The organism is Algoriphagus locisalis, assembly GCF_900116615.1.
Classification (GTDB): Bacteria; Bacteroidota; Bacteroidia; order Cytophagales; family Cyclobacteriaceae; genus Algoriphagus; species Algoriphagus locisalis.
On record NZ_FPBF01000003.1, the window covers coordinates 37,300 to 63,039 of the forward strand.

General features: G+C 41.3%; 20 protein-coding genes and 1 tRNA gene. 13 read left to right on the forward strand and 8 right to left on the reverse strand.

What is annotated here, in order from left to right:
• The first annotated feature begins 317 nt into the window (after nucleotides 1–317).
• From ald to BM386_RS09220, 5 genes are all read left to right on the forward strand, one after another.
• The gene (ald, locus tag BM386_RS09200) at nucleotides 318–1,436 is read left to right on the forward strand and encodes an alanine dehydrogenase (protein ID WP_091692958.1); all 1,119 of its coding nucleotides are present in this window, start codon (nucleotides 318–320) and stop codon (nucleotides 1,434–1,436) included.
• Nucleotides 1,437–1,922: 486 nt separating this feature from the next.
• Complete coding sequence (locus BM386_RS09205) at nucleotides 1,923–2,954, forward strand: LacI family DNA-binding transcriptional regulator (protein ID WP_091692959.1); 1,032 nt, start codon at nucleotides 1,923–1,925, stop codon at nucleotides 2,952–2,954.
• Nucleotides 2,955–3,137: 183 nt separating this feature from the next.
• A complete protein-coding gene (locus BM386_RS09210; RefSeq protein ID WP_091692961.1) occupies nucleotides 3,138–5,585 on the forward strand; it encodes a glycoside hydrolase family 31 protein in 2,448 nt (815 codons plus the stop codon).
• Between the two features lie 17 nt (nucleotides 5,586–5,602).
• Complete coding sequence (locus BM386_RS09215; protein WP_244545492.1) at nucleotides 5,603–6,922, forward strand: MFS transporter; 1,320 nt, start codon at nucleotides 5,603–5,605, stop codon at nucleotides 6,920–6,922.
• Nucleotides 6,923–6,998: 76 nt separating this feature from the next.
• Nucleotides 6,999–7,871 carry a type 2 periplasmic-binding domain-containing protein gene (locus BM386_RS09220; RefSeq protein WP_091692962.1) on the forward strand — a complete coding sequence of 291 codons (873 nt, stop codon included), beginning with the start codon at nucleotides 6,999–7,001 and terminating at the stop codon, nucleotides 7,869–7,871.
• On the opposite strand, the gene BM386_RS09225 is transcribed toward BM386_RS09220, so the two are convergent.
• The 5 genes from BM386_RS09225 to dnaG form a co-directional block, all read right to left on the reverse strand.
• Nucleotides 7,857–9,800, reverse strand: coding sequence for a tetratricopeptide repeat-containing sensor histidine kinase (locus BM386_RS09225; protein ID WP_139235878.1), 1,944 nt, complete (start codon nucleotides 9,798–9,800; stop codon nucleotides 7,857–7,859). The genes BM386_RS09220 and BM386_RS09225 overlap by 15 nt on opposite strands.
• Before the next feature lie 78 nt (nucleotides 9,801–9,878).
• Nucleotides 9,879–10,664 (reverse strand): 5'/3'-nucleotidase SurE, encoded by a 786-nt coding sequence (gene surE / locus BM386_RS09230; protein WP_091692966.1) that lies wholly within the window; start codon nucleotides 10,662–10,664, stop codon nucleotides 9,879–9,881.
• Nucleotides 10,665–11,324 (reverse strand): hypothetical protein, encoded by a 660-nt coding sequence (locus tag BM386_RS09235; protein ID WP_342029140.1) that lies wholly within the window; start codon nucleotides 11,322–11,324, stop codon nucleotides 10,665–10,667.
• Between the two features lie 82 nt (nucleotides 11,325–11,406).
• On the reverse strand, nucleotides 11,407–12,618 hold the full coding sequence (locus BM386_RS09240) for a bifunctional 3,4-dihydroxy-2-butanone-4-phosphate synthase/GTP cyclohydrolase II (protein WP_091692970.1): 1,212 nt from the start codon (nucleotides 12,616–12,618) through the stop codon (nucleotides 11,407–11,409).
• An 85-nt stretch (nucleotides 12,619–12,703) separates the two neighbouring features.
• A complete protein-coding gene (gene dnaG / locus BM386_RS09245) occupies nucleotides 12,704–14,641 on the reverse strand; it encodes a DNA primase (protein WP_091692972.1) in 1,938 nt (645 codons plus the stop codon).
• A 150-nt stretch (nucleotides 14,642–14,791) separates the two neighbouring features.
• Here dnaG and BM386_RS09250 point away from each other — a divergent pair, with 150 nt between their 5' ends.
• From BM386_RS09250 to BM386_RS09275, 6 genes are all read left to right on the forward strand, one after another.
• Entirely contained in the window at nucleotides 14,792–15,886 is a 1,095-nt protein-coding gene (locus BM386_RS09250) for an Mrp/NBP35 family ATP-binding protein (RefSeq protein ID WP_091692974.1), read from the forward strand.
• 5 nt (nucleotides 15,887–15,891) lie between these two features.
• Entirely contained in the window at nucleotides 15,892–16,140 is a 249-nt protein-coding gene (locus BM386_RS09255) for a NifU family protein (RefSeq protein ID WP_091692976.1), read from the forward strand.
• A gap of 11 nt (nucleotides 16,141–16,151) precedes the next feature.
• Complete coding sequence (locus BM386_RS09260) at nucleotides 16,152–19,229, forward strand: M43 family zinc metalloprotease (RefSeq protein ID WP_244545494.1); 3,078 nt, start codon at nucleotides 16,152–16,154, stop codon at nucleotides 19,227–19,229.
• Between the two features lie 173 nt (nucleotides 19,230–19,402).
• Entirely contained in the window at nucleotides 19,403–20,113 is a 711-nt protein-coding gene (locus tag BM386_RS09265) for a PASTA domain-containing protein (RefSeq protein ID WP_244545495.1), read from the forward strand.
• A gap of 8 nt (nucleotides 20,114–20,121) precedes the next feature.
• Entirely contained in the window at nucleotides 20,122–21,957 is a 1,836-nt protein-coding gene (locus BM386_RS09270) for a T9SS type A sorting domain-containing protein (RefSeq protein WP_091692980.1), read from the forward strand.
• A 4-nt stretch (nucleotides 21,958–21,961) separates the two neighbouring features.
• The gene (locus BM386_RS09275; protein WP_091692982.1) at nucleotides 21,962–22,258 is read left to right on the forward strand and encodes a rhodanese-like domain-containing protein; all 297 of its coding nucleotides are present in this window, start codon (nucleotides 21,962–21,964) and stop codon (nucleotides 22,256–22,258) included.
• Between the two features lie 26 nt (nucleotides 22,259–22,284).
• On the opposite strand, the gene BM386_RS09280 is transcribed toward BM386_RS09275, so the two are convergent.
• Complete coding sequence (locus BM386_RS09280; RefSeq protein ID WP_091692984.1) at nucleotides 22,285–23,394, reverse strand: site-2 protease family protein; 1,110 nt, start codon at nucleotides 23,392–23,394, stop codon at nucleotides 22,285–22,287.
• Entirely contained in the window at nucleotides 23,384–24,016 is a 633-nt protein-coding gene (locus BM386_RS09285) for an HAD family hydrolase (RefSeq protein WP_091692986.1), read from the reverse strand. Before BM386_RS09285 ends, BM386_RS09280 begins: the two co-directional genes overlap by 11 nt.
• Before the next feature lie 103 nt (nucleotides 24,017–24,119).
• Here BM386_RS09285 and BM386_RS09290 point away from each other — a divergent pair.
• Nucleotides 24,120–24,196, forward strand: a tRNA-Ile gene (locus BM386_RS09290).
• On the opposite strand, the gene BM386_RS09295 is transcribed toward BM386_RS09290, so the two are convergent.
• A complete protein-coding gene (locus tag BM386_RS09295; protein ID WP_139235879.1) occupies nucleotides 24,159–24,689 on the reverse strand; it encodes a hypothetical protein in 531 nt (176 codons plus the stop codon). The genes BM386_RS09290 and BM386_RS09295 overlap by 38 nt on opposite strands.
• Nucleotides 24,690–24,772: 83 nt before the next feature.
• On the opposite strand from BM386_RS09295, the gene BM386_RS09300 reads away from it, so the two are divergent.
• Nucleotides 24,773–25,522, forward strand: a complete 750-nt coding sequence (locus tag BM386_RS09300; protein ID WP_091692990.1) for a type II toxin-antitoxin system HipA family toxin — start codon at nucleotides 24,773–24,775, stop codon at nucleotides 25,520–25,522.
• Nucleotides 25,523–25,740 lie beyond the last annotated feature (218 nt).

The following is a 25,740-nucleotide window of genomic DNA, read 5'->3' on the forward strand; positions in this document are numbered from 1 at the left end:
TTTGAAGCAGGTCAAAATAAAGAATCAAAACAAAATTTAATTTCGAAAAAACAACAATATCCATTATTAGTAATAATATAACCTAAAGCACTGTAGGCTATAAACCAAGCATTTAGCAAAAAAATCAGGTCAAAATTTTAAATGCTTAAAAATCATATTTTAAAATAAATTTAATGATTAAAAGTATAAACGGAACATAATTTTGAATTTCAATTATTTTCAAAAGCATACCAAATACTATTCTTTATCGTGCAACTTGATAGCAACTCAGTTCTTATATTTGTGCGCAAGTTTATTTAAATCCAAAATTTGAAGTCATGATTATAGGTGTTCCTAAGGAAATCAAAAACAATGAAAACCGGGTAGCGCTTACTCCTGCCGGTGCAAAAGAATTGGTAAAAAGAGGTCATTCTGTTTACGTTCAGCACACCGCTGGAGAAGGTAGTGGTTTCCTGGACGAGGCTTATGCCGAAGCTGGAGCAACTATCCTCCCAACTATCGAAGCGACCTATGAGATCGCTGAGATGATTATGAAGGTAAAAGAACCTATTGAGGCGGAATACAAGCTGATTAAAGAAGATCAATTGTTGTTTACCTATTTTCACTTTGCTTCTTATGAACCTTTGACTAAGGCGATGGTAGAAAGCAAATCTATCTGTCTTGCCTACGAAACGGTAGAGAAATCTGATAGAAGTCTTCCACTTTTGGTTCCGATGTCTGAAGTGGCAGGTAGAATGGCTGTACAGAAAGGCGCAAACTACCTAGAGAAACCACTTGGCGGAAGAGGTATTCTTCTTGGTGGAGTACCAGGTGTACTTCCAGCAAAGGTATTGATTCTTGGAGGTGGTATCGTAGGAACACAAGCTGCATGGATGGCTGCTGGCCTGGGAGCTGACGTGACTATCATGGATGTCAACTTACCGCGTTTACGCTATTTGGCTGACGTGATGCCAGCAAACGTGAACACCATGATGTCTAATGAATACAACATCAGAAAACTAATCCAAAACCATGATCTGATCATCGGTGCAGTATTGATTCCGGGTGCAAAAGCGCCGCACTTGATCACGCGTGATATGTTGAAAGATATGCTTCCTGGAACTGTGCTCGTAGATGTGGCAGTAGATCAAGGTGGATGTATAGAGACATGTAAGCCTACTACGCATCAGGATCCTACTTTCGTAATCGACGATGTGGTTCACTATTGCGTAGCCAATATGCCTGGCGCTGTACCTTACACCTCTACGTTGGCATTGACCAATGCAACTCTTCCTTACGCTATGCAACTCGCGGATAAAGGCTGGAAGAAAGCCGCTCAGGACAATCCTGATCTGGTTCCAGGCTTGAATATCATCAATGGTGACATTGTGTATCAGGCAGTAGCAGAAGCATTTGATATGGATTATACTCCAGTGATAAAATACTTGGCTGACTAAACTCAGTAGATTACAATAAATCAGAATCCCTCCGGTGAAAACTGGAGGGATTTTATTTTGTACAGATTTAACCATGGTGGTCATTTTCCAAACCACAAAGCTCACGGAGAATAACACTGAGGACACAGAGGACAGCTAATAGGTGATTCAGAAGCTTGATCATCAACTGGGAATTAGTGTAAACAGGGTGATCTAATTGCTGAACCCGGTGGGATTTCTTTAGGGTTGGAGCTCACAAAATATTATAGCAATATCCAGGCAGCGGCTTTTTCAAAATTCTGACCAATGAAAAAGAAACCCGATGTATGGTTAAGTTAACGTCATCACAGTTCTATTTACCTCTGTTTAACCAAAATGAAGATATTATCAAAAACTAAGAAGATAAAAACACTTCCTACAAGTTTTAACTTCAAAATTGAATAGATTGCTAACTACAGACTTTATAAACGACTGCGTTACAATAATTTCTTGAGATAGTTTAATATTATGAAATTAGGACAAGCCACCATAAAAGACATAGCGCGCGAACTCAACCTTTCGGCCTCTACGATCTCCCGTGCCCTCAAAGATTACCCTGGAATCAGCGATGAAACTAAGCGAAAGGTGAAGGAAATGGCTGAGAAAATGAATTATCGCCCCAATGCAATTGCGCTCTCCTTACGCAAAAGCAGATCCTTCACCATAGGTGTGATCATACCTGAGGTAGTTCATTTCTTCTTTTCCACCGTCGTAAGCGGAATCGAGGAAGTCGCACAATCCAGAGGATATAACGTGATTTTGGTCCAGTCCAACGAAAAATTGGAACGGGAAATCTCCAGTATAGAAACTATGCTTTCCAATCAAATTGATGGGGTTTTGGTAAGTTATTCGAAGGAAACCAATACGTTTGAACACTTCACGAGGGTTCTGGATCAGGGGTTCCCGATTGTCTTTTTTGACAGAGCGCCACAAATCCCGGGAGCTATAAATGTAATGGTAGATGATTACCAAGGAGCTTTCGATGCTACTACTCATCTAATCAGCCAAGGCTACAAAAATATCGTCCACCTAGCTGGCCCTCCTTCTCTAAAAATCACCAGAGATCGTGCAAATGGCTATAAAGCTGCTTTGGAAAAGAATGGGCTACCCGTCCATCCAGATCACATCATCCCTTGTCCACTAGGCACTGTAGAAGAAAGTCAGAAACTAGTTTCAGAGCTACTTTCCTCATCTGCGGTTAATCCTGACGCATTTTTTGCCTGCAACGATATCGGAGCTGTAGGTGCTATGATGGCGTGCAGAGATGCCGGACTGAAAATCCCCCTTGACGTGGGTATTGTAGGATTCAGCGACTGGCAATTTTGCTCCATGCTAGAACCAAAACTCTCCTCAGTGGCGCAACCTGGAACCTTGATGGGTGCAAAAGCCACCGAGATTTTGCTTGATATCATTGAGAAAAAAATAGATCCAGAAACCATGGAGAAATCTCTGGTTTTAGAAACAAAGCTGATGGACAGAGATTCTTCGAAGAGATTTTAAAAAAAAGATCAAGATTTTTAGTCAAAAAGTGCAAACGTTTGAATAGGGCTAAATTTCATTCTAAGGCACAATCCTAATTTTAGCAGCCTTTGAAATCCTATGATTCAGGCACTTTCGATTTTTTTATGATTGAGTTTTGATTCTAATTTAGGTGCGCTTTAGCAGCTTAAGTGAAAATCTTTTATGTCCCAAAATCTCCCAGAACCCGCGTCTCCTCAACCTAACTCCCGATACATTTCCATTGGAAATCTAGTAAACTGGAAACAAGTCGATCAGGGAATTATTGCTCAAAATGAAATCGCACAAATCAAAATAACTGTTGTAAAAGATGGAATGGTGCGGGTTCAATCCTCAAGAAATGAGTCTTTCGATTCTAATCCTTATTCAGTAATCAGCGGAACTGAAACGGTGGATCTGTCAATAGAAGAAATAGATCAAAAAATCCATATTAAATCAACATTGATTCATTTGCAATTTGATCTTTCTAATGGAGTTTGTTCATTCTTTGATTCAAAAGGCAATCTGCTCAATAAAGATGATTCTTTGGGGATTTCCTGGATAGGAACAGAAGTAACTTGCTATAAAGAAATTCAACCCAACGAAAAGTTCATTGGGCTGGGTGAAAAAACCGGTAACCTAAATCGATTTGGGAGTGCCTACGTAAACTGGAACACTGACTATTTCGCCTATGGAATCGCAGATGACCCATTGTACATGAGCATACCATTTTACATAGGAACACACACAAAAGGCTCTTATGGGATTTATTTTGACAATTCACATAAAACCGTCTTCAATTTTGGAGCCTCCACAGACCGCTTTGTCTATTTCAATGCGGAAGATGGTGATATGGACTATTACTTCATCCATGCTCCTTCTGTGGCAGAAATCATCAGCAGCTACACTTCTCTGACGGGAAGAATGAAGATGCCTCCCAAATGGGCTTTGGGTTTTCAGCAGTGCCGCTATTCCTATTATCCGGACAAGGAAGTTTTTGCTCTGGCAAATACCTTTCGCGATAAAGATATCCCTGCAGATGTGATCTACCTGGATATCCACCATATGTCGCATTACAAGGTATTTACCTTTGATGGTAAAAAATTCCCTGATCCAAAGAGCATGATTGCCAGACTGAAGGAGCTTGGATTTCGGGTGGTAGTCATCATGGACCCTGGAATCAAAAAAGAGCCTGGATACCTACCCTATGAAGAAGGTAAATCCGAAGATTTATTCGTCAAATATCCGGATGGCAAAGACTATATTGCTCAAGTTTGGCCAGGCTGGTGTGCTTTTCCTGATTTCACTAAAGAGAAAACAAGAACCTGGTGGGGTGAAAAAATGGAGTTTTACGCTCAGACAGGCGTAGATGGCTATTGGGCAGATATGAACGAACCAGCATCCTGGGGGCAATTTACACCAAACCTTATAGAATTTGATGTAGATGGAAATCCAGCATCTCATAGAAAAGCCAGAAATGTCTATGGAATGCAAATGGCCAGAGCTGCCCAGGAAGGTGCTTTACTTCAGAATCCTGAGAAAAGACCTTTTGTACTAACTAGATCTGGTTTTGCCGGTGTACAGCGGTTTGCCGCTGCCTGGACTGGAGACAATCAGTCCACAGAACATCATATGCTGGCTGGAGTGCGGCTTATTAACAGTTTAGGGCTGAGTGGCATCTCTTTTTCTGGCTTTGATGTGGGCGGTTTTGCTGGAGAAGCAAGCAAGTCGCTTTTTGCCAGATGGATGAGTATAGGTGCGTTTACTCCCCTGTATAGAGCCCATTCTATGATCAATTCAAAAGATGCTGAACCTTGGGCTTTTGGAGAAGAGGTAGAAGAGATCTCAAGAAATTACCTAAAGCTTAGGTACAAATTACTTCCCACGATTTACAGCAAAATGCAGGAGTCCACGCAAAATGGCCTCCCTGTCTCATCAAGTTTGGCGATTTCCTTTGCTCAGGATGAAAGAATCTATGCGTCTGCATTTCAAAACCAGTATCTATTCTGTGATACTTTCCTGGTAGCTCCGGTAGAAAGTACAAAAGCCATAACCAAGGTTTATCTGCCTGAGTCCTCTTGGTATTATTTGTTTACGGATGAATTTCACTCAGGAAAAAATACGATCTATCAAGATTGCCCTCTAGCCTATTTACCTGTGTATGTAAAAGGCGGAAGTATTTTTACCTGTCAATCTGATTTGCCACACACAGGAGCCCCTCATGATGGCATACTTCAAGTGCACGTATATGCAGGCAAAGAAAACGGGAGTTTCAACCATTATGAGGATGATGGAGAAAGTTGGGATTTTGAAAAAGGGCAGTTTCACAAACGAATGTTATCTTATGATTCCATGCAAGAAACGCTGACAATGGACACCCCGACGGGAGAGTACCCGGGTGACTTTTCGGAAATGAAAATCTATTTCCATGGCTTTGCAAATGAGACGGTAGAACTGGCGGGAAGGCAAGAAAAGCTGAAGTTTGAGAACTTTTCGTTTTTGGGAAGACTTTCTGAATTTGACCCACTTCCAGATCATGAAACTAGGTTTTTTGAAATTAAAGCACTTCCCTATCTCAGCATAAAATACCCTGATAAAAAATTGATTATCAAAGGATTAAAATCGATCAATTAAGCCTAATTTAAACCCAAATGGCTCAAACAAAAAAGGAATTAAGCTTCTGGCAAATCTGGAACATGAGTTTCGGCTTTCTTGGAATTCAATTTGGGTTTGCCTTACAAGGCGGATTCATGTCGCGGATTTTTCAAACCTTAGGCGCTGAGAAAGATGCTATTCCATTCCTTTGGATTGCAGCTCCATTGACGGGTTTGTTGGTACAGCCGATTGTTGGGTACTTGAGTGACCATACCTGGCATCCCAAATTTGGAAGGAGAAAACCTTTCTTCTTCTTTGGTGCTGTATTCAGTACCATAGCCTTATTCTTGGCTCCCTATTCCTCAGCACTTTGGATGGCTGCAGGAGCGCTTTGGATCCTTGATGCCTCAATCAATATCAGCATGGAGCCATTTAGAGCGCTCGTTGCAGACAAACTACCCGATTCCCAGCGATCCTATGGCTTTGTAGTACAAACTTTGATCATTGGAATTGGAACTTGGATCGCGTCAAACCTCCCTTGGTTTATGACCCAACTGGGCGTCCCTAATACTGCTGCTGCCGGGATAGTGCCCGATTCTGTCAAATACGCTTTTGGAATAGGCGCATTGGTGCTTTTTTCATCTATTCTTTATACCATATTGAAAACAGAAGAATATCCTCCAGAAAATATGGAGGAGTTCCAGGCCGAGAAGAACCAGGGTTTCTTCAAAGGGTTGTCGGAAATCGTTCGAAACATTTCAACTATGCCAGCCGTCATGAAGCAGCTAGGCTTGGTTCAGTTCTTTTCTTGGTTTGCCTTTTTCACCATGTGGAGTTTTGCCACTCCAGCGATAACAGAGCATATTTTCGGAGCTACTGACACCACTAGCATTGCATATAATGACGCTGCAGATAGTGTTGGGAATTACCTAGGAACCTACGGCTTAGTGTCTATGATTTACGCGTTGGTCTTAGCCTTCTTTACCAGTAAGTATAAAATCAATAGGAAGCTATTGCATATGCTGAGTTTACTCGCTGGAGGACTTGGCTTCATTTTGATTTACTTTATACAGGAAGCTTGGATGCTGCATATCTGTTTTTCACTGGTAGGAATAGCTTGGGCAAGTATTCTTTCCATGCCCTATGCGATGCTCTCCAGCTCAGTGGATCCTAGAAAAATGGGGGTTTTCATGGGTATATTCAACATGTTTATCGTGATACCACAAATAGTAGCGGCATTGGGAGGAGTAAATTTCCTATACAAATTGCTATTCGGCGAAGCAGTGATCAACACCATGCTTTTAGCGGGAACGCTTTTGATACTTGCTAGCCTGAGTAATTTATTGATCACTGATAGGCAGGCTACTCACGATTAATTTCAGGAATATTTGATCAGCAGTTACTGAGATGGGTTTTGCTTTTCTATTTTTGAGGAGTCAATAATTCTGATTTATGAAAACCCTTAGAATCACCGGTGTTCCTGAGCATTTTAATTTCCCTTGGAAAAAAGTAGTAGCTGCCCAGCCTTTCGAAAAGGATGGTATTTTGCTTCACTGGAAAGACGAATCCAGAGGTTCCGGGCAAATGAACAAGGATCTGAGAGAAGATAAAACCGATATCGCCTTGGTCCTGACGGAAAGTTTTTTGAAGGATTTCGAAGCAGGAAATCCCTCCAAAATGATAGGTTTTCATGTGATATCTCCCTTGAACTGGGGAATTCATATCAGTGGCGAGTCACCGGTAAATTCACTTTCAGAAATCACAGCCCCAACTTTTCTGATCAGCCGAGAGGGATCTGGATCGCAGCTGATGAGCTATGTACTTGCCAAGCGGGAAGGATGGGAATCTGATAGGTTAGAATTTAAAGTAATCAATAACCTACCTGGCGCGTTGGAAGTGATGACTCCGGAGAAACCGGAAATGTTTCTATGGGAAAAATATACGACCAAACCCTGGGTAGATTCACAGGAAATGAAGCGAATAGGTGAAGTTCCAAGTCCATGGCCATGTTTTGCAATCATTGCTACGGAAAAGGCAATAGAAGGTTTCGGAGAGACACTGTTTACGCTTAGAGATCTTGTCTATCAGGAATCAGCAAAATTGCAAACCAGTCCAACGGCTATTGAGGACATTTCAAAAACCTACGAACTGCAAAAAGAAGATGTGAAGGAGTGGTTTGCCCAAACCACATGGGCTGTCGATAATAAGATATCAAAAAGTCAGTTGGTTGAATCGATAAATACGATGAAAGAGTTAGGAATAATTTCCAGAGAACTTCCGATGGAGAGTTTTCTTACCAGCGACACCATTTCAATTGCTGACTAGCACTTTACTTGCAGGTATTTTTACACAAACCTGAGTTCCATGCCCTTTTTGACTGGTTATAAAAATTTCGCCCCCATTCATTCTGGTAAATTCCTTACAGATCTGTAATCCAAGACCAGAACCTTTTTCTTTTTTAGTCCCTAGTTTAGAATCAGATATCACATAGTCAGGAGAAAGTATGGCACTAATCTGCTCCTCATCCATTCCAAGACCATAATCCTGAACACACCAGGTAATCAGCTCATTATCCATAACTATTGAAAACTGAATAGAACTATCAGGGGAGGAATATTTTACTGCATTGTTCAGGATATTTCTGACTACCACTTCCATCAAATCCCGATCTGCATACACCTGTACATCAGTAAAAGCAGATATGTATTCTATTTCTAGAGATTTCTCTCTCAGCTTAGGAGTAATCAATTTGATATTTTCATCAACTAGCTGAGTCAAGTTAAAATTGACTTTTTGAAGCTTGAACCCTTCCATTTGAGCCAGAGACCACTTAAGGGTGTTGTTCAATGCAAAGTAAACTGAATCTACATCTACTTTCAAATGATGGATTAGTTCATCAAATTCCTCCTGCGTGAGATGACCGGAGATCAAGGAATCAACAATGGATTTCACCTGCCCCACTGGACCTCTTAGGTCGTGACCAATGATGGAAAAGAGTTTATTTTTGGTCTGGTTTATTTTTTGGAGCTGGTGTGACTTAACTTCTAGGTCTTCATTCTGCTTATGGATTTTCTGTTTCTGCATAAGCAAGTCGGCATTAGATTTTTTGATTTTTCTATTCAAATAAAACAACCAAATCATAAGCCCCAAAATCAAAATCGACCCTGTGCTTACCAGAAAAATTATCTTGCGATTTAGTGCCAATCTGGTCGCTTGATTTTCATTTTGAGCCAGTAACAAATCCATTTCGGATTGCTCCAAATCATCCTGAAACATTCCCTGCATCAATGCCAACCTATCCCTACTCGACTTATTCACCATAGAATCATTCAGGGCTACAAACTTGGATTGCTGCTCGTATGCCAGCTGGTAATCACCAGTTTGCCGGTAATACTCGGCCAGGTATTTATGGTTTTTAGATAGCTCATCGATCAGTCCATGATAGATGGAAACCTCAATTCCTTTAAGCAATACTTCCTTAGCATTTTCCTGTTTCCCATTTAAGAGGTAGGTGTTTCCAAGTCTATAGGAGAGGCTAGCCTCAATAGTGGAAATCCCCTGATTCACACCATTTTCCAAAGCTTTCTCATAGATTATCTCCGCAGAATCAAGCTGATTTCTAGCGAAGTAAACATCTCCTATTATTCTATTCGAAAAAGAAAGCAGATAGGGAGAACCCGCAGTTCTGTTGGCCTCACTGGCTTTTGATGTATAAAACAAGGCCGAATCCAGTTCATTAAGCTTTAAGAAATTCTCTGCTACGTTGTTAAGACTACGTATCATCGTATAGACATCTCCAACACTTTCACTGATTTCGAATGCCTTTTTGAATTGAATTATAGCAAACGAATAGTTTTGCTGCTCATAATAAAGCGCTCCCATACTATTTAGTACTCTCGCTGCTTCCTCTAAATTATTTCCGTCAATAGCGAGTTTATAGGCATCCTTTGAATAGGAAAAGGATTTCTGCCACTGCCCTCTTCGGTAATATATCCAGCCTAAATTCTCTTTGGCTCTAGCTTCTTCATAGGTATTTTTCAGCGATTGAGCTAGTTTCTCAGCTTCTTGGGCATATTCAAAAGCTACTTTTTGTTCTACTTCACGAAGCAGGAAGGACAACTCATTCAGAATAACCAGTTTTTCCTCTCTATTCGCCAGAGGGAGCTGCCGCTTCAGGCTATCGATTTCCTGAATCTGAGCCAATGCTCCAAAAGAAATGCTCAGTATTGAAAAGAAGAATAGTATTCGTCTCAAAACGCTTAATTAATTTTGAACTGATAAAAGTAACTAATTAAAAAACAATGCAATAAACAATAAAAAATGCTGTTTTTATCAACTTTTTAGCTCTTCCCAATCCCAATCTTTGTTTAATTGTGTGATGGCATGATGTGCTGTCAAGTCATATTGGCAAGGAACGATCGACACATAATTATTGGCAATGGCCCACTCGTCATTGTCCTCACCCTTATCATAATTTACAAAATTCCCCGCTAGCCATAGATATTTTCTGCCATTTGGGTCAAATCGCTCGTCAAACTCTTCCTGCCATTTAGCATCTGCCTGACGACAAATTTTCATCCCTTTGATCTTCTCATTTTGTTTCGGTGGAAAATTCACATTCAAAGCAATTCCCTTGGTCATCCCTTTCTGTAGCACTTGTCGGGTTATTTTTTCTACCCATTCTTCTACATGCGAGAAATCAGCTTTGGAAGAAAAATCACAAAGACTAAAGCCTATGGCAGGATAACCTTCCATAGCTCCTTCTATCGCTGCGGACATGGTACCTGAATAAAGAACAGAAATAGAAGTATTCGAACCGTGATTAATTCCGCTGACTATCAGATCCGGGCTTCTATCCTTCATAACATAATGCTTCGCCAGTTTGACACAGTCCGCAGGAGTGCCGCTAGACTTGTATGCTTTGACACCATCAAAGATTTCAACTTCCTCTACGCGCAAGGTTTCACCGATTGTAATTGCATGTCCCATACCTGATTGCGGACTATCCGGTGCTACCACCACTACATCGCCCAGTTTTTTCATGACAGATACGAGGACTCGAATCCCTTTGGATGTGATACCATCGTCATTAGAGACGAGAATTAAAGGCTTGGACATTTAGTTTTGATTCAATTCGTTGTAATAGGCTGTAATGCGCAACAGGTCTCCTCTTTTATCATAATCGAGACGATTTTTTCGCATAAAAAGTGAAATCTGATCATCATGGCCCGGCAGCATTTCAAAGAGATCTTTTTTCTTCAAGCTGTACTTTTCTATTTTACCGTTTTTCAAAAAGTAATAGTTAAAGGCTAAACGTTGCCCCATCATCATGGATTGAGGACCGTAAAAAGGGTTCATACCATAGCCGCCCATCATGCCATATCCGCCCATACCCCTGGAGTCGGTGGCTACATATTCCCTGCACAACAAGGCGATTTCATCTCCTTCGGTCAAAACCTCGAAAAAAATGGGAGTTGCATAATCGTTTTCAAAAGCATAAGGCAAACTGTAAAACTTACGTACCCCACCATACACTTCGTCAAAAAACTCGAAATAGGTGACATTGGTTGAGGTAAAAGTTTCCATAGTTTGATCTTGCAGCTGAACCACATTGTTATCCAGATCATACTTCAATTTACCACCATAGACCTGTCCGTCGGCGGTGTAGATATTTCCTTTGTGCCACAGCTGAGAAGGAAATTGATTCTGTGCAAATGCGGCAACCACAACCAGAAATACTAAACTAAGGGAGAATATTGCTTTTTTCACGGTTTCCATCATAGCTGAGTTTACGGTATAAATCGTACCAGGTTAATTTTGACTGGCAGATATTGATAAATATCAATAGATGAACAGCAATTTACTTTAATATATTGTGTCCCATCTTATCTCGTTTGGTCTGGAGATATTTTTCATTGTGTATGTTGGGACTGATTTCTATGGGAACTTGCTCTACGATTTGCAGGCCATAGCCCAATAGACCTACTCGCTTTTGAGGATTATTGGAGATCAGACGCAGTTTGCTCACTTCCAGATCTCTCAATATCTGGGCTCCTACTCCATAATCTCTACTATCGGATGGAAGACCCAACGCAAGATTTGCCTGAACGGTATCCATCCCTTCTTCCTGTAGCTTATAGGCTTTCAGTTTATTGATCAAACCAATTCCTCTACCTTCCTGATTCATGTAAAGGATCACGCCTTTGCCTTCTTTCTGTACCATCTGCATGGCAGCATGAAGCTGAGGACCACAATCACATCTACAGGAGCCGAAAATATCGCCTGTCATACAAGAAGAGTGAACCCGAACTAAGACAGGCTCATCTTTTTCCCACTTGCCTTTGATCAATGCCAGGTGCAATTCCTGGGTATTGGTTTGACGGAATGCGATCAATTCAAAGTCTCCAAAATCAGTTGGAAGCTCCACCCCGATTTCACGCTTGATAAGCGACTCATGTTTTAACCGATAAGCAATCAGGTCTTTGATAGAAATCAACTTTAAATTGAATTTCTTAGCTACTTCTACCAAATCTGGTAGTCGAGCCATGGTTCCATCTTCGTTCATGATTTCCACCAGAACTCCAGCAGGAGAAAAACCAGCCAAACGCGCCAAATCAATCGCCGCTTCGGTATGTCCTGCTCTTCTCAATACTCCTCCTCTTTTAGCTTTTAGAGGAAAAATATGGCCCGGCTTTCCTAATTCGCTAGGATCTATACTATCATCTACGAGTGCTTTGATGGTTTTGGCTCTATCTGAGGTGGAAATACCTGTAGTACAGCCATGACCGATCAGATCCACAGAAACTGTAAACGGTGTTTCGAAAGCTGCGGTATTATTACCTACCATCAACTCTAAACCCAGCTGCTCGCATCGATCTTCTATCAAAGGTGCACAGATAAGACCACGCCCATGAGTCGCCATGAAGTTGATGATTTCCGGTGTCACAGTCTCTGCCGCACATACGAAATCACCTTCATTTTCTCTATCCTCATCATCTACTACGACGATAACCTGTCCATTTTTGATGGCTTCGATAGCATCTTCAATAGGATCCAGAATATATTTTTCCACGAAATTTGTGTTTGAATTAGTATTAAGAAAGGCAAATTTACACGCTTTCAAATCTTAAACAGGAAGATGCCAAATAAAGTTTGGTTTAGCCAATGACTATTCCCAGCTCCTTATCGATTTCCAGTTGTACTTTTTTCAGTTCAAAATAAATCACCTGAAACTCATGAACTTTAGTCTCATCGAGATGCTCTGATTCTGCATTTTTTATTTTTTCCTTCGCCTCTTCCATCAGCTTTTGCACCATCTTCCGCTTTAACCTCAATATGGATTTAAACCCAGTAACGGAGAGATCATCTGACTCAGTGTTAATTATTATCTGATGCGTATCTGCCCAATGATGCGACACTTCATGACGAACAGTGATCAAATCTATCACCTCTTGTTGTATGGCCTGATCTCCTAACCCAATGAAATAATCAGAAGTGGGGATTTCACCCTGAATAAGACTAGCTCTATAGAGGTCTAAAATCCGGTTGTAAATAGGTGTGGTGAAATCAAGATCTTCAGTTTCAGAAAGCAAATATTGACAGAGATGCATTTCCTCATCTCCTAATTTTTGCCAGCCATAATTCACCAAAATACGTATCATCTCCCGCTCTTGGATTCGTAGAATTTCAGAAAAAGAAGTAGCTGTCTCACCAGGAATCAATTCATCCACAGCTTGCTCAGCAAAGATGTCGTCCTTCTGCTTGTTGAAATTCTCCTTTTGTCCTTTGAGCAGAATCTTGTTCAGCTCGGCGTGGATGATGTCTTCTTCTATCCCTAAAAGACCTGAAGCTTCTTTGGCATAAACGGAGCGAATAATCGGATCAGGGATTTTCCCTATACTTTGAACTACCTCGCGGATCACTTCTGCTTTGCGAATCGGGTTTTTGGTGAATTCTTCCTTATATAATCCGATTTTAAAGCCGATGAAATCCCGGCTATTGTTCTCCAGATAATCTTGGAATGCCTGAGAACCGACTTTTCGAGAATAACTATCCGGATCTTCTCCGTCAGGAAAAACCACCGCTTTCACATTCAAGCCTCCCTCCAGCAACAGGTCAATTCCCCGCAGTGAAGCTTTGATTCCCGCAGCGTCACCATCGTAAAGCACAGTCACCTGATCGGTAAAGCGCTTGATCAATTTGATCTGCCCATCAGTAAGCGAGGTTCCCGAAGATGCAACTACGTTTTCAATACCCGAAAGGTGGAGACTCACCACGTCAGTGTAGCCTTCTACTAGGTAGCAATTGTCTTTCTCCCGGATTGCCTTTTTTGCCTGAAACATCCCGTAGAGCACATCACTTTTATGATAAACTGGTGTCTCAGGAGAGTTAATGTATTTGGGTTGACTCTTATCCTTAGTGAGAATTCTCGCGCCAAAACCCAGCGGCTTACCAGAAATGTTATGAATGGAGAAAATTACCCGATTTCGGAATCGATCGTAAACACGGGAAGCATCTCCTTCCTTCTGAAGGATCAAACCTGCTTTAAGTAAGATTTCTTCTTTGAAACCGGCAGCTTTCGCAGCATTTAGCAAGTTATCCCAACCATCAAGTGCATAGCCTAAATCAAATTTTTCGATAATCGCAGGAGTAAATCCCCGCTCTTTGAAGTAGCTCAGACCTATGGATTTCCCTTCTGCTGTCTGCAGGTTTTTCACAAAAAAGTCTCTGGCAAACCCTAAGGCGATAAGCAAACTTTCCCGTTCATTTTGAGCCTCATTCTGCTCAGGAGTCCGGGTTTCATCTTCTTCTACTTCTATCCCGTACCGCCCGGCAATGTGTTTGATCGCCTCTTGAAAGCCTATTCCCTCGATATCCATCACAAACTGGATCGGATCTCCAGCTTTGCCACAGCCAAAGCATTTATAGATTTGCTTGGCAGGAGAAATCGAGAAAGAAGGCGTTTTCTCCCCATGGAAAGGACAGTTGGCCCAGAGATTCTGCCCTTTCTTCTTCATAGGCAGATAATCGCCGAGCACCTCTTCGATGTCCATGCGTTCTTTGACCTTGTCTGTAGTAAGTTTGCTGATGCCCATAGGAAAATGAATGTAGCAAAGTTAATTGCTCAATCTAAAAAATGAGAACTTTCTGAGGTCTCATCGAGTTCAGAAGTACAATAGATTTAATTCATCCTTTATTTAGAAGTCTTTTGGCTCTAAATTGCGCAAAATTACAATATTCAATTCATGGAGTTAACGAAGGATAATATCCTGAAAACACTTTCCCGGGTTCAAGACCCAGACCTCAAGAAGGATCTGGTGACACTGGGGATGATACAAAAGATAGAAATCAACGGAAATAAAGTCAGCTTCAATGTAGTCCTTACTACACCTGCCTGCCCACTCAAAGAAGTGATCAAAAATAATTGCTTGGAGGTACTGGAAGAAGACTTTGGTACCGAACCTGAATGGGACTTATTTATGACTTCTCAGGTGACCACAATCAGAGATGCTGCACCGGTTTTACCTCAAGTAAAAAATATAATCGCTATCGCCTCTGGCAAAGGAGGAGTGGGAAAATCTACCACAGCGGTAAATCTGGCCGTTTCCCTGGCGAAATCTGGTGCCAAAGTCGGCTTGATCGATGCGGATATCTCCGGCCCATCGATTCCTACCATGTTCAATGTGGAAGCTGAGCAACCAGCAGTTAAAAAAGTAGGTGATAAAAACATCATCGTCCCTATAGAGCAATACGGGGTAAAGCTGATGTCTATTGGCTTTCTCACTCCAGTAGATAGCGCTGTAGTGTGGAGAGGCCCCATGGCCAGTTCAGCATTAAAGCAGTTTATCTCAGATGTGGAATGGGGCGAATTGGATTACTTGTTGATAGACTTACCTCCGGGGACCTCGGATATTCATCTCACGATGGTGCAAACCGTACCCGTGACAGGTGCTGTGATCGTCACTACTCCTCAGAAGGTTGCTTTGGCAGATGCGAATAAGGGATTATCGATGTTCAGACAACCACAAATTAACGTTCCCATCTTAGGTGTTATTGAAAATATGGCTTATTTTACACCCGAAGAATTACCCGATAATAAGTATTACATATTTGGCAAAGAGGGCGGAAAAAAATTAGCTGAGAAATACGAAGTACCGTTTTTGGGAGAAATCCCAATTGTACAAAGTATCAGAGAAAGTGGTGATTCAGGCTACCCAGCTGTAATGAAAAGCGGCATCACCCAGGACTCTTACATGAAACTAGCAGAAGAAATAGCCAGACAAATTGCCATAAGAAACGCCTCTAAGGGTAAAACTGAAGTGGTAGAAATTAAAGCGTAACAAACATGCAACCAGAACTTAAAGAACAAATAGAATTTGCCCTTGACACAATTCGACCCTATCTGGAAGCAGATGGCGGAAATGTGAGGATAGTAGAACTTACTGAAGACATGGTATTGAAACTAGAACTTTTGGGTTCCTGTGGCTCTTGTCCTATGTCCACCATGACACTTAAAGCTGGAGTGGAAGAAGCTATCAAACGTGCAATCCCTGAGATCATCCGTGTAGAAGCCGTCAACCTAACTGTCGCTTAATTAGAATTTGAATGAAAAAAGGTTTTCGGTTTATTGTCAAGGCCAGTATGCTCCTGATAGGAGCGTTTTTTGTGTTTTCTTCAGGCTTTGCGCAGCAATTCCAAACCTTAGATATCACTAATCAGCTGAATCCAACAAACTCTCATACCCATAGAGAAAAATGTGGTCATGTGATTTTGGAACAGAAAATGGAAAAAGAAATGGGCTATTTTGGCTCAAAGCCATTTTTTGAAAACTGGATTAATGACAAAATAGAAGATCAAAAGGATACTCCGCAAATTTTATTCAGAGCCAACAATGACCCCATACTCATCCCCGTGGTGGTACATGTGATTCATAATGGTGAAGGTGAAGGTCAGGGGACAAATGTACCGGTTTCCCAGATTGAGGAGCAACTAAGGATTCTGAATGAAGATTTTCAGCGCTTAAATGCTGATGCCGCAAATACGCCAGCGGAATTTCTTCCTGTTGCCGGGCAAATCAATATAGAATTTATTCTAGCCAAACAGGATCCCTCGGGACTACCTACCAGTGGCATAACCCGCACTGCTGGATCTAAATCCACTTATGACCCCAATACAGATGCCAGCATCATCGGGCAATTGATCCAGTGGAATCCAGATGAATACATGAACATGTATGTAGTCCCATTGGTGAGTCCGTTTATTGGCTATGCATCTTTTCCTGTTTCTGACCTACCGGGTCTAACGGGTGCACCAACCTCCGCTATCACAGATGGTGTAGTGATAGATTATAGATATTTTGGAATTGGTGGGAGTGCTGTTTCATCTTCAAGAGGAAGAACCGCAACACACGAAGTTGGGCATTTCTTTGGCCTACGTCATATCTGGGGTGATGGAGGATGCGGAGTTGATGATTTTGTAGCCGACACGCCTCTTCAGGACAATTCTAACAATACCTGCAGTGCCAACGCTTCCCGATTTAGCTGCGATTCAAACGATATGATTCAGAATTACATGGATTATACGCCGGACGCCTGTATGAATTTATTTACTCAGGGGCAGGTAGAACGTTTTGAAGTAGTCTTGGCAAATAGCCCGAGGAGAGTTACTCTGATAAACAATAGAGCCACTGAAGAGCCCGAACTTGCAGAAAATGACCTTGCTATAGCCCGAGTATTAGAACCTGGAGAGTTTGAATGTGACCCTATCATCAATCCTTCAATAGAAGTGCTAAACGCAGGACAAAACACTCTAACTTCAGGCAGAATCGAGCTCAGAAGAAATGGAACAGTTCTAGAGTCAAAAAGAGTGACATTCAACCTAGCTACAGGCGAAAGGTTCTTGGTAAATTTCAATGAGTTCACTCTTTTACCAAATACCAACAACATAGAATTTCGAATCACCCAAGCCAATGACGTGGCAGATCTGACGGTTGCAAATAACAGCAGAACGATCAACCCAATTCTAGAGCAACCAGTGGATCTCCCTTATGCTCAGGACCTATCCACCTTCCCTGCACCTTGGGCTATTTCCAACCCTGATCAATTAACAACTTGGGAAAAGAGAAACTTAACCATTTCAGGAACTGCTCAGGATTTAGTCTCCATCAGACATTACGAGTATGAAGCACCGGGGCAACTTGACTATTTCATTTCCCCTATTATCAATTTAGCTGAATATCCAAATGCTCAATTGGTATTTGAATTAGCCTACGCCCCTTACGATCAAGCTGGGTTTACAGATGGGCTAATCGTGGCTGTATCCCAGGATTGTGGTAATATCTTTGATATCGCAAATGCCCCTTATGATAAGAGTGGCGTTGAATTACAGACCACTGCCGCCACCCTTGATGAGTTTATCCCAAGCAATAATACCCAGTTCAGAACAGAATTGGTCAACCTGTCTGAATACGCTGATCTGGGATCCGTGCGTTTGGCGTTTATTTCAGAAAATGCCTACGGAAACAACATCTACATCAGAAACATCCGAATTCTGCCAAATGAAGAATTCAATTACAGTCTAAGTGTAGATGAGGTAAGAGCACCTACACCAATTTCAGACGGAGCTCTAGAAGTTGATAGTGTGGCCTTGACCAATACTGGAAATCTTCCGATCAACAGCTTCCTGTTCTCTACTACTAATAACAACGCTAATCTGCGGACTTACGTCGCGAGCGGAGCCACTATTCAGCCAGGTCAACGCTTTGTAATCACTACTCCTACTGCAGCTTCCACTGGGAAAAATGGGCTCAAGTATGTAGCCTCTAATCCTAATTTTGACCAGAATGAAAACAATGCTGATAGTGTGATGCTATTTGTCGTGCAATCCGAAACAACTATCCCAGTGCCTTGGCGACAAAACTTCAATAACGCTACAGTACTGACCCCTTGGCAAACTATCAATCCTGAGACTGATGCAGCCGCCTGGTCTGTATCGGCGGTTTCTAATGGAGAAGGCCCAAACAATGTGGCTGAACTTAACACAATCTTAGCTGGAAGAAGTTACTGGTTGGGTACTCCTATGTTTGACCTTTCGGTAAGCCGTCAAGCCAGTGTTTTCTTTGACCTCTCGGCAGGACAGGTAAGTCCATCTACCACCTTAAAAGTCTTAGCCAGTGAAAATGGAGGAAATAATTATTCAGAGGTTTGGTCTGTAAGTGGTGCTGAACTTTCTACTGTATCGGTTGGTGAGTCCAATCCAAACAGTGCCGGGGATTACACACGAAAATATGTGAACCTAAGCGATTTTGCAGGCACAGGAAAAACTCAAACCAGATTGGCTTTTTTAGTTGAAGGCGGGAACGAGTCAGACTCTCCTATTTACTTGGATAATATTGAGTTGTTCTTGAATGCAAACCCTGAGCCGGTCATCCCAGCTGTTGGCATGTCAGTAGTATATCCTAATCCAGCCCGTGACTTCTTTAATATTGCATTTAACCTATCTGATTTTGAAGACGTTACCATACAGGTAATTTCCAGTACGGGAGCATTGGTTCAGGAAATCGAATATCCAATGACGCTAAACCAGACCTATACTTTCAGCACTCAGCTGTTTTCGAAGGGGGTTTTTATTATCAATATCTCCAGCAATACCATTCGCGAAACGCGAAGATTAATCATTAATTAATCAAAAATAAGCCGAAGAAATCCTCTTCGGCTTATTTTTTGCCATAGGGTTTAAACAGTTTTAGAATAATCCTTCGTTGTGAGGATTGAAATTCCCCCTTATCTTTAACTATTAAAATTTCTCAGGTATTTTATTTTACAATCCTTTTGAAAAAGATATTAATTAACCTCCTTGTGATTATAGGAATATCCATTTTACTGGGTTTCCTTTTTTTGAAAGTTTACCTACCCATGTACACCAATCATGGAGAATCGGTATCAGTGCCAGATTTATCCGGTTACACATTTGACGAAGGAGTCGATATTCTTGATCGGGCAGGGCTTCAGTACGAAGTTTCACTTGACTCGGGGTTCAATACCGACTTGAAGACTTTCGCAATATTGAAACAAATCCCGGAAGCAAACGCTCAGGTGAAAACCGGCAAGACCGTTTACATCACATTGAACGCCAAGAATCCCCCGATGCTAAAGATGCCTAATCTGGTCAATACCCATCTGAAAAATGTTCAGGACATTTTATCAAATATGGGACTGGAGAGAGGAGATATTAGGTATGTTCCAGACATCGCAACAAACGTGGTGCTTGAGCAAAAATACCGGGGAGTAACCGTATCTGAAGGCTTTGAAATACCTAAGGGTGCGACAATTGACTTAGTAGTGGGCGACGGAATGGGCAATCAGATTCTCGCTGTTCCTGATCTCAAAGGTATGGATGAGGTGGAAGCGGAATTCCTGATATTAGGTTCTAGTCTAAGAGTGGGTAATAAATACTATCTTGACACAGACTCAGTGGGAGCTGGAAAGGTGTTGAGACAGACTCCTCAGGCAGCCTCAAGGGTAAAAACCGGAGAATTGATCGATCTTTGGATTGCGAAGGATAATTGATAAGCTACATGCTCAAAACCCACCATATTTTTCGAATGACGGGGCTAATCATAGCCCTTTTCATCTCGACGTTGGCTTTCGGTCAATTGGTGGAGTTTGCTCCATTACAACATACCAAAATCAAGAAACTTACGGGTTCTGAGAACAACTTACGCATTGCCGAAGGTAATACGCTTCCTTTTTGGGACGATTTTTCCCAAGGAATAGATACGCTCAAATGGACGATATCAGGAGCATCTTACACCGAAACTATAGGTCTAAACCCTCCTTCTATTGGGATGATCCTTTTTGATGGGGTAGATACAAATGGAAAGCCTTATTCCTTAACCCAGCGAGATCAAGGAGAGACAGATTACCTGACCTCAAAGCCCTTTGACTTAACCTCCCTTACTACCAACGATCGTGAAAGCCTTTACCTAAGTTTCTTTTGGCAGGCAGCAGGTAGAGCAGAACTTCCTGACGAAAGTGATCAACTCACCTTACAAATTCTAGATGCTTCTGGCAGCTGGATTACAATCTGGAGTCAACTTGGTGGTGTAGGGATAGACACTGAAGTCTTTACCCAGGAAATACTACAGATTCTGCCGGAGTGGCAACATACAGCTTTTCAGTTTCGATTCTTATCTCAAGGACGGCAATCCGGTCCTTTTGACAGCTGGATCATTGATTACGTCTATTTAAATGATGGTAGAAGTAGCACAGACCTGGATTACCTAGACAGAAGCCTTACCCAAACGAATGAACTCAGAATTGGTGAATATGGAGCTTATCCATTTGAACTTTTAGAAGCCAACCAATCCGGACTCTGGAGCACCGTGAAAAACACCTTTTACAATTTGGAAGATCGATTTAGAGCCATGGAGTATTCCATTGTGATCAGGGATTCTTCTACCATGAGCACTACTCCTATTAATGTCAATACACCTTTCAACCCCGTACCAAACGCACTGGAGCGAAGAGCGTTTGAAAGTAGGGAATTTGAAGAAATTCCTGTCCCGACAAATGAGACAACCTTGGAAATCGTTACTTCCATCACCTCTGGAGATGAGTTGCTTTACGAGGTCACTGCAGGAGATACTACTTTTTTCCCCACAGTCAATTATGAGCTTAACGATACAGTAAAGACCTCACTCCCACTTTTGGACTACTTTGCCTATGATAATGGCTCGGCTGATTATGCCGCAGGAGTAAATCAACGGTCTGGACAGTTGGCAGTGCTTTATAGCAGTCCTCAAGAAGTTTACATTAAAGGGATTTCTATAAATTTCACCAACCCAAATCAAGTCAATCAGGCGATAGATATCAATGTTTGGAAAGACCTGAATGAACCTCCAATTTTCAGAAGAGAAGATCTGATTGCCGAGAAAGAAATTGGGCAGGAGTTTCTGTATTACTCTTTGGATACAAACATCCGAGTCGATGGGGACTTTTACGTAGGATTCACGCAGTTTACCAATGACTTCATTCATGTAGGTTTAGACAAGGTGAACGACAGTGGAGACAAGCTTTATTACAACGTCGTTGGAGCTTGGGCTCAAAATGAGGAAGTTCGGGGGTCTTTGATGATCCGGCCGCATGTTAGCCTATCGCCTCCATTTGAAGATGTAGTCGCTCCTGAGGGGAATATCCGAATTTACCCTAATCCTGTGGAGTCTATATTGAATTTAGAAGGCACATTTAGCGAAGCTAGAATTTTCGACTCTTTTGGAAGAGAGATTTTTCTTGAGCGTCAACTTTCATCCAAAGGAGAAATCATTAATTTTATAGGACAGCGTCCGGGAATCTATGTGCTCAACCTAGTTACCGAAGCTGGCATGGAATCGTATAGAATTTTAGTTAAATAAGAATATGGAAGATATAACAGTAGAAGACCTGAAATCCAGATTGGATAAGAATGAAAAATTCGTATTTCTAGATGTTCGCGAAGAATGGGAATACGAAGATGATAACTTGGGTGCCAAAAATATCCCACTAGCCGATTTACCCACTAGGCTGGACGAATTAGAAGACTACAAAGACACTGAGATAGTAGTTCACTGTAGATCCGGAGCCAGAAGTATGAACGCTAAGAAATTTCTTGAGTCAAAGGGATTTTCTCAAGTCCGCAATACTACAGGTGGCATATTAGCCTATCGCAATCTTTAACTTTAACTCCCTCCGGGGAGTTTTTTTTAGTCAAAAATAAAGGGTTCGGGTGAAAAGCAAAGTATAAAAACCAGGATAGCTATGATTCCTAGCAGCTTTCTCTTCCCGTCCAATTCTTTCAACCCAGAAACCTCTGGGTGCCTCAATCCCATAATTCTCCCCAACAAAAACCCGTAAAACAGCCATCCCTGATAGCCTTGTATTTCAGGTTTGAAATAGGCTAAGCAATACTGCAAAGCGGCGATGGATAGGGCAAGGGCAATTCTATTTTGTAAGCTTAGACCCGATTTGCTAAAGCAAATAAAGAGAAATCCTATATACAAGGGAATCCACAGCATCAGATCCTCCATAGCAGAATACGGGCTAATGATCCCGAGTCCGGCATAACCTATGAAGAGTACGAAAGCCACCAGAGAGATCTCCTTATGACGTTTAGGAAAGAGGCCAAATATCACATGACCGCCGTCTAGCTGTCCAATAGGAAGCAGATTGAGCGCAGTGAAAAACAAGGCCAGAAAACCGGCAAATAAATAGGGATAATGAATCACCTCCGACATGGCAGGCATGCGGTCTGGGTCAGCAAACACTTTCCCTAGCCCCCAAAAAAGCAAATTGTTCCCTAACTCGAAATCCAAAGCACCATCCTCGAATCCCTGAAAATCAGGATCCGCATATTCTGGATGTATGGAATAAATAAAATCAGCTTCGGGAAGCGTAGAAAAGCCATAAATGAGAACAGCAAGCGCAATTACAAAACCTGCAAGAGGCCCAGCCACTCCGATATCGAAAAACTTCTTTCTACTGTTCACGAAGCCTTTCATCTGGATAATAGCTCCGAATGTACCTATGGATGGCATACCGATAAAACCTAACCACCCGGGTATGAAGAAAGGCAGCGTGCATTTTACCTTATGGTAGATCGCAGTAAAGAAATGTCCCAACTCATGTATAAGCAAAATCCCGATAAATGGAATCGAGAAAGCCATGGATTTCCAAAAATACTCCCAGGTAAGTTGGCTCTCTCCCTCTCCTAGCACTGACTTCAAATAAACCCATTCGGCTCCTGCTAGGGTAGTTGTAATCAAAGTTGCTAGAAATAGAATTCCGTGACGGAGGTATTCTTTTTTACTGTACATTCCCAAAATAGTCGAAAATCACTTCAGGCCCTGTTACATGCACAGCCTGAATCCCTACTTCTTGAGCACCTTCCACATTGGCAATAAGATCATCAAAAAATACGACCCGATCTCCAGAGGTACCTAGGTCAACGAGCATTTTTTCATAGATCTCAGGCGAAGGTTTAGCCAGTCCCATTTCATGGCTCAAAAACACCCAATCAAAAATAGGATCGAAGTTTTCTAAGTTATGGTCATTCTGCAAAATTTTATTTACAGCATTAATATGGATCAAATTTGTGTTGCTCAACAAGCCGACTTGAAAATTTTCTCTCAATTTTGAAATTAATTTCAGTCTTTCTGCGGGGATTTTGAGGAGTAAACAATTCCATAATTCATCCACTTTTTCATCACTCCAGTGCTGCTGAAAATAGGCGCGAACCTCATTTCTGAAAGCCTCGGAACTGATCTTACCTACCTCATAATCCTTGTGAAAATCAGTTAGATAAAACTGATCCACTTTGCTATGAATATCCGTTGGAACCTCCGATTTAATCCGTTGAAGGGCCTTCTGATAATCTATATCGATGATGACATTACCTAAATCAAAAATTAAAAAGTCTGCATCAGTTGCATTTTTCATTCGAAATATGGGTTGTGTATTTGCATTCAAATATGTAACATTGCACACCGAAAACCAAGGTTTAAGTCGAATACAAGCTAAAACCGGAAGTTTTTAAAGAAAAGGGCCTATAGCTCATTCGGTTAGAGCAACTGACTCATAATCAGTAGGTGCCTGGTTCGATCCCAGGTGGGCCCACCACTCTGGGCAAAGTCATTTTCGAATGGTTTTGCCCATTTTTTTTGCTCTTTAATTCGTTATTAATCAGGTAAATAAAGCTCAATACCTCATTTATTCTGGTGGTTCGATGTTCTTCGCCGTCGAACGTCAGGTTTTCTGGGAAGATCGAACCAGTCAAACGCCTTTTTTGACTTAAGTCACAGGACGAAAAAATAAAATCAAGCTTTCCAGCGAATTGAAAGGCTTTTTGAAAGAGTTTTCCAAATTCATTATCGGGTTTTGGTTCGATCTTCTCCAGTTGGGTCTCCAATTCAAGAAATCTTTCTTCACCAGATCTTTTTACTTGCCTGTATTCCTCAAGATCTAAGTCTTCCTTCAATAAAAGATCCCGAGCTTTGGTGACTCTAAGCTGCTCCTCTTCCATCTTTTTTAATAAGCTTTTCTTCTCTAACTGATTTGATTTATTGACAGTGCCACTCACCTCTGAGAATATCATTTCATATACCTCCTTCAACCCAGGCTTTGGGATAAAAGATTTTAGTTTTTCAAAAAACTTCTCATTTACCACACGTGCTTTAAACCTTACTCCGCAAGCTGATGAACAGTGATAATAATGGTAATACTGGTTTCTACTTGACGATGCAGATAGCTAAGCAAGTGTTTAAGTTAAAGGTCGCTGAGAACGCTATGATATTTTTTGAGAAGGGAGAACCTGCATATATAACCAAACGATTTGATATTGATTCGGAGACTGCAAAAAAAATGGGAAAGGTAGACTTCGCCACGCTTGCAGATAAAACGAAAGAAACGGATGGTAATGAATTTAAATACAACTACAGTTACGAAGGGATAGCCACGTTAATTAAAAAACATGTTGCCGCTTACCCAGTTGCACTTGAAGAATTCTTCAAGCTCGTAGTATTCAACTTCCTCTTCTCAAATGGGGATGCACATCTTAAGAACTTCAGTTTGTTAGAAACACCACAAGGCGATTACCACATGAGCCCAGCTTATGATCTAGTGAATACAAGGATTCATGTCAAAGATCCTGAATTAGCCCTAAAAGATGGTTTGTTTGAAAATGACTATTACACAAAAAGTAATAAGGCCAATGGTTTTCATGCTTATGATGATTTCTTTGAATTCGGAATAAGGATTGGCTTATTAGAAGCGAGAGTACGACGAATTCTAAATGAGTTAGCAAAGCATCGCCCAGAAGTAGAGTTAATCACCCAAAGAAGTTTTCTCAGTGATGAAGCAAAGGAGATTTACAAAGAAACCTATTTAGATAGGTTGAAATTATTGAACTACTCCTTCTTAAATTTAAAAAAGGAGGCTGAAAATTGAATTTTATTAAAATTTAAATAACCCATTTCATTTTTATAAATTAAGTCCTTGAATTCAAGTTTATTCAGATAACAATTGTGCAGGCATAATTCTGAAACAAAATAATATTTGGAAAAGTAGATAAAAGACAATAGACTATATTACCTGTTGCTTAAACTGCTTAGTACAAGAAAACGTACAATAATCACCTCTGACAAACTGCACGTTACGCATAAGAT

Bases quoted from the DNA above. Each gene is read 5' to 3' on its own strand.
- ald (WP_091692958.1), top strand. From the start codon at position 318: ATGATTATAGGTGTTCCTAAGGAAATCAAAAACAATGAAAACCGGGTA.
- BM386_RS09205 (WP_091692959.1), top strand. From the start codon at position 1,923: ATGAAATTAGGACAAGCCACCATAAAAGACATAGCGCGCGAACTCAAC.
- BM386_RS09210 (WP_091692961.1), top strand. From the start codon at position 3,138: ATGTCCCAAAATCTCCCAGAACCCGCGTCTCCTCAACCTAACTCCCGA.
- BM386_RS09215 (WP_244545492.1), top strand. From the start codon at position 5,603: ATGGCTCAAACAAAAAAGGAATTAAGCTTCTGGCAAATCTGGAACATG.
- BM386_RS09220 (WP_091692962.1), top strand. From the start codon at position 6,999: ATGAAAACCCTTAGAATCACCGGTGTTCCTGAGCATTTTAATTTCCCT.
- surE (WP_091692966.1), bottom strand. From the start codon at position 10,664: ATGTCCAAGCCTTTAATTCTCGTCTCTAATGACGATGGTATCACATCC.
- BM386_RS09235 (WP_342029140.1), bottom strand. From the start codon at position 11,324: ATGGAAACCGTGAAAAAAGCAATATTCTCCCTTAGTTTAGTATTTCTG.
- dnaG (WP_091692972.1), bottom strand. From the start codon at position 14,641: ATGGGCATCAGCAAACTTACTACAGACAAGGTCAAAGAACGCATGGAC.
- BM386_RS09250 (WP_091692974.1), top strand. From the start codon at position 14,792: ATGGAGTTAACGAAGGATAATATCCTGAAAACACTTTCCCGGGTTCAA.
- BM386_RS09255 (WP_091692976.1), top strand. From the start codon at position 15,892: ATGCAACCAGAACTTAAAGAACAAATAGAATTTGCCCTTGACACAATT.
- BM386_RS09260 (WP_244545494.1), top strand. From the start codon at position 16,152: ATGAAAAAAGGTTTTCGGTTTATTGTCAAGGCCAGTATGCTCCTGATA.
- BM386_RS09270 (WP_091692980.1), top strand. From the start codon at position 20,122: ATGCTCAAAACCCACCATATTTTTCGAATGACGGGGCTAATCATAGCC.
- BM386_RS09275 (WP_091692982.1), top strand. From the start codon at position 21,962: ATGGAAGATATAACAGTAGAAGACCTGAAATCCAGATTGGATAAGAAT.
- BM386_RS09280 (WP_091692984.1), bottom strand. From the start codon at position 23,394: ATGTACAGTAAAAAAGAATACCTCCGTCACGGAATTCTATTTCTAGCA.
- BM386_RS09285 (WP_091692986.1), bottom strand. From the start codon at position 24,016: ATGAAAAATGCAACTGATGCAGACTTTTTAATTTTTGATTTAGGTAAT.
- BM386_RS09300 (WP_091692990.1), top strand. From the start codon at position 24,773: ATGAACAGTGATAATAATGGTAATACTGGTTTCTACTTGACGATGCAG.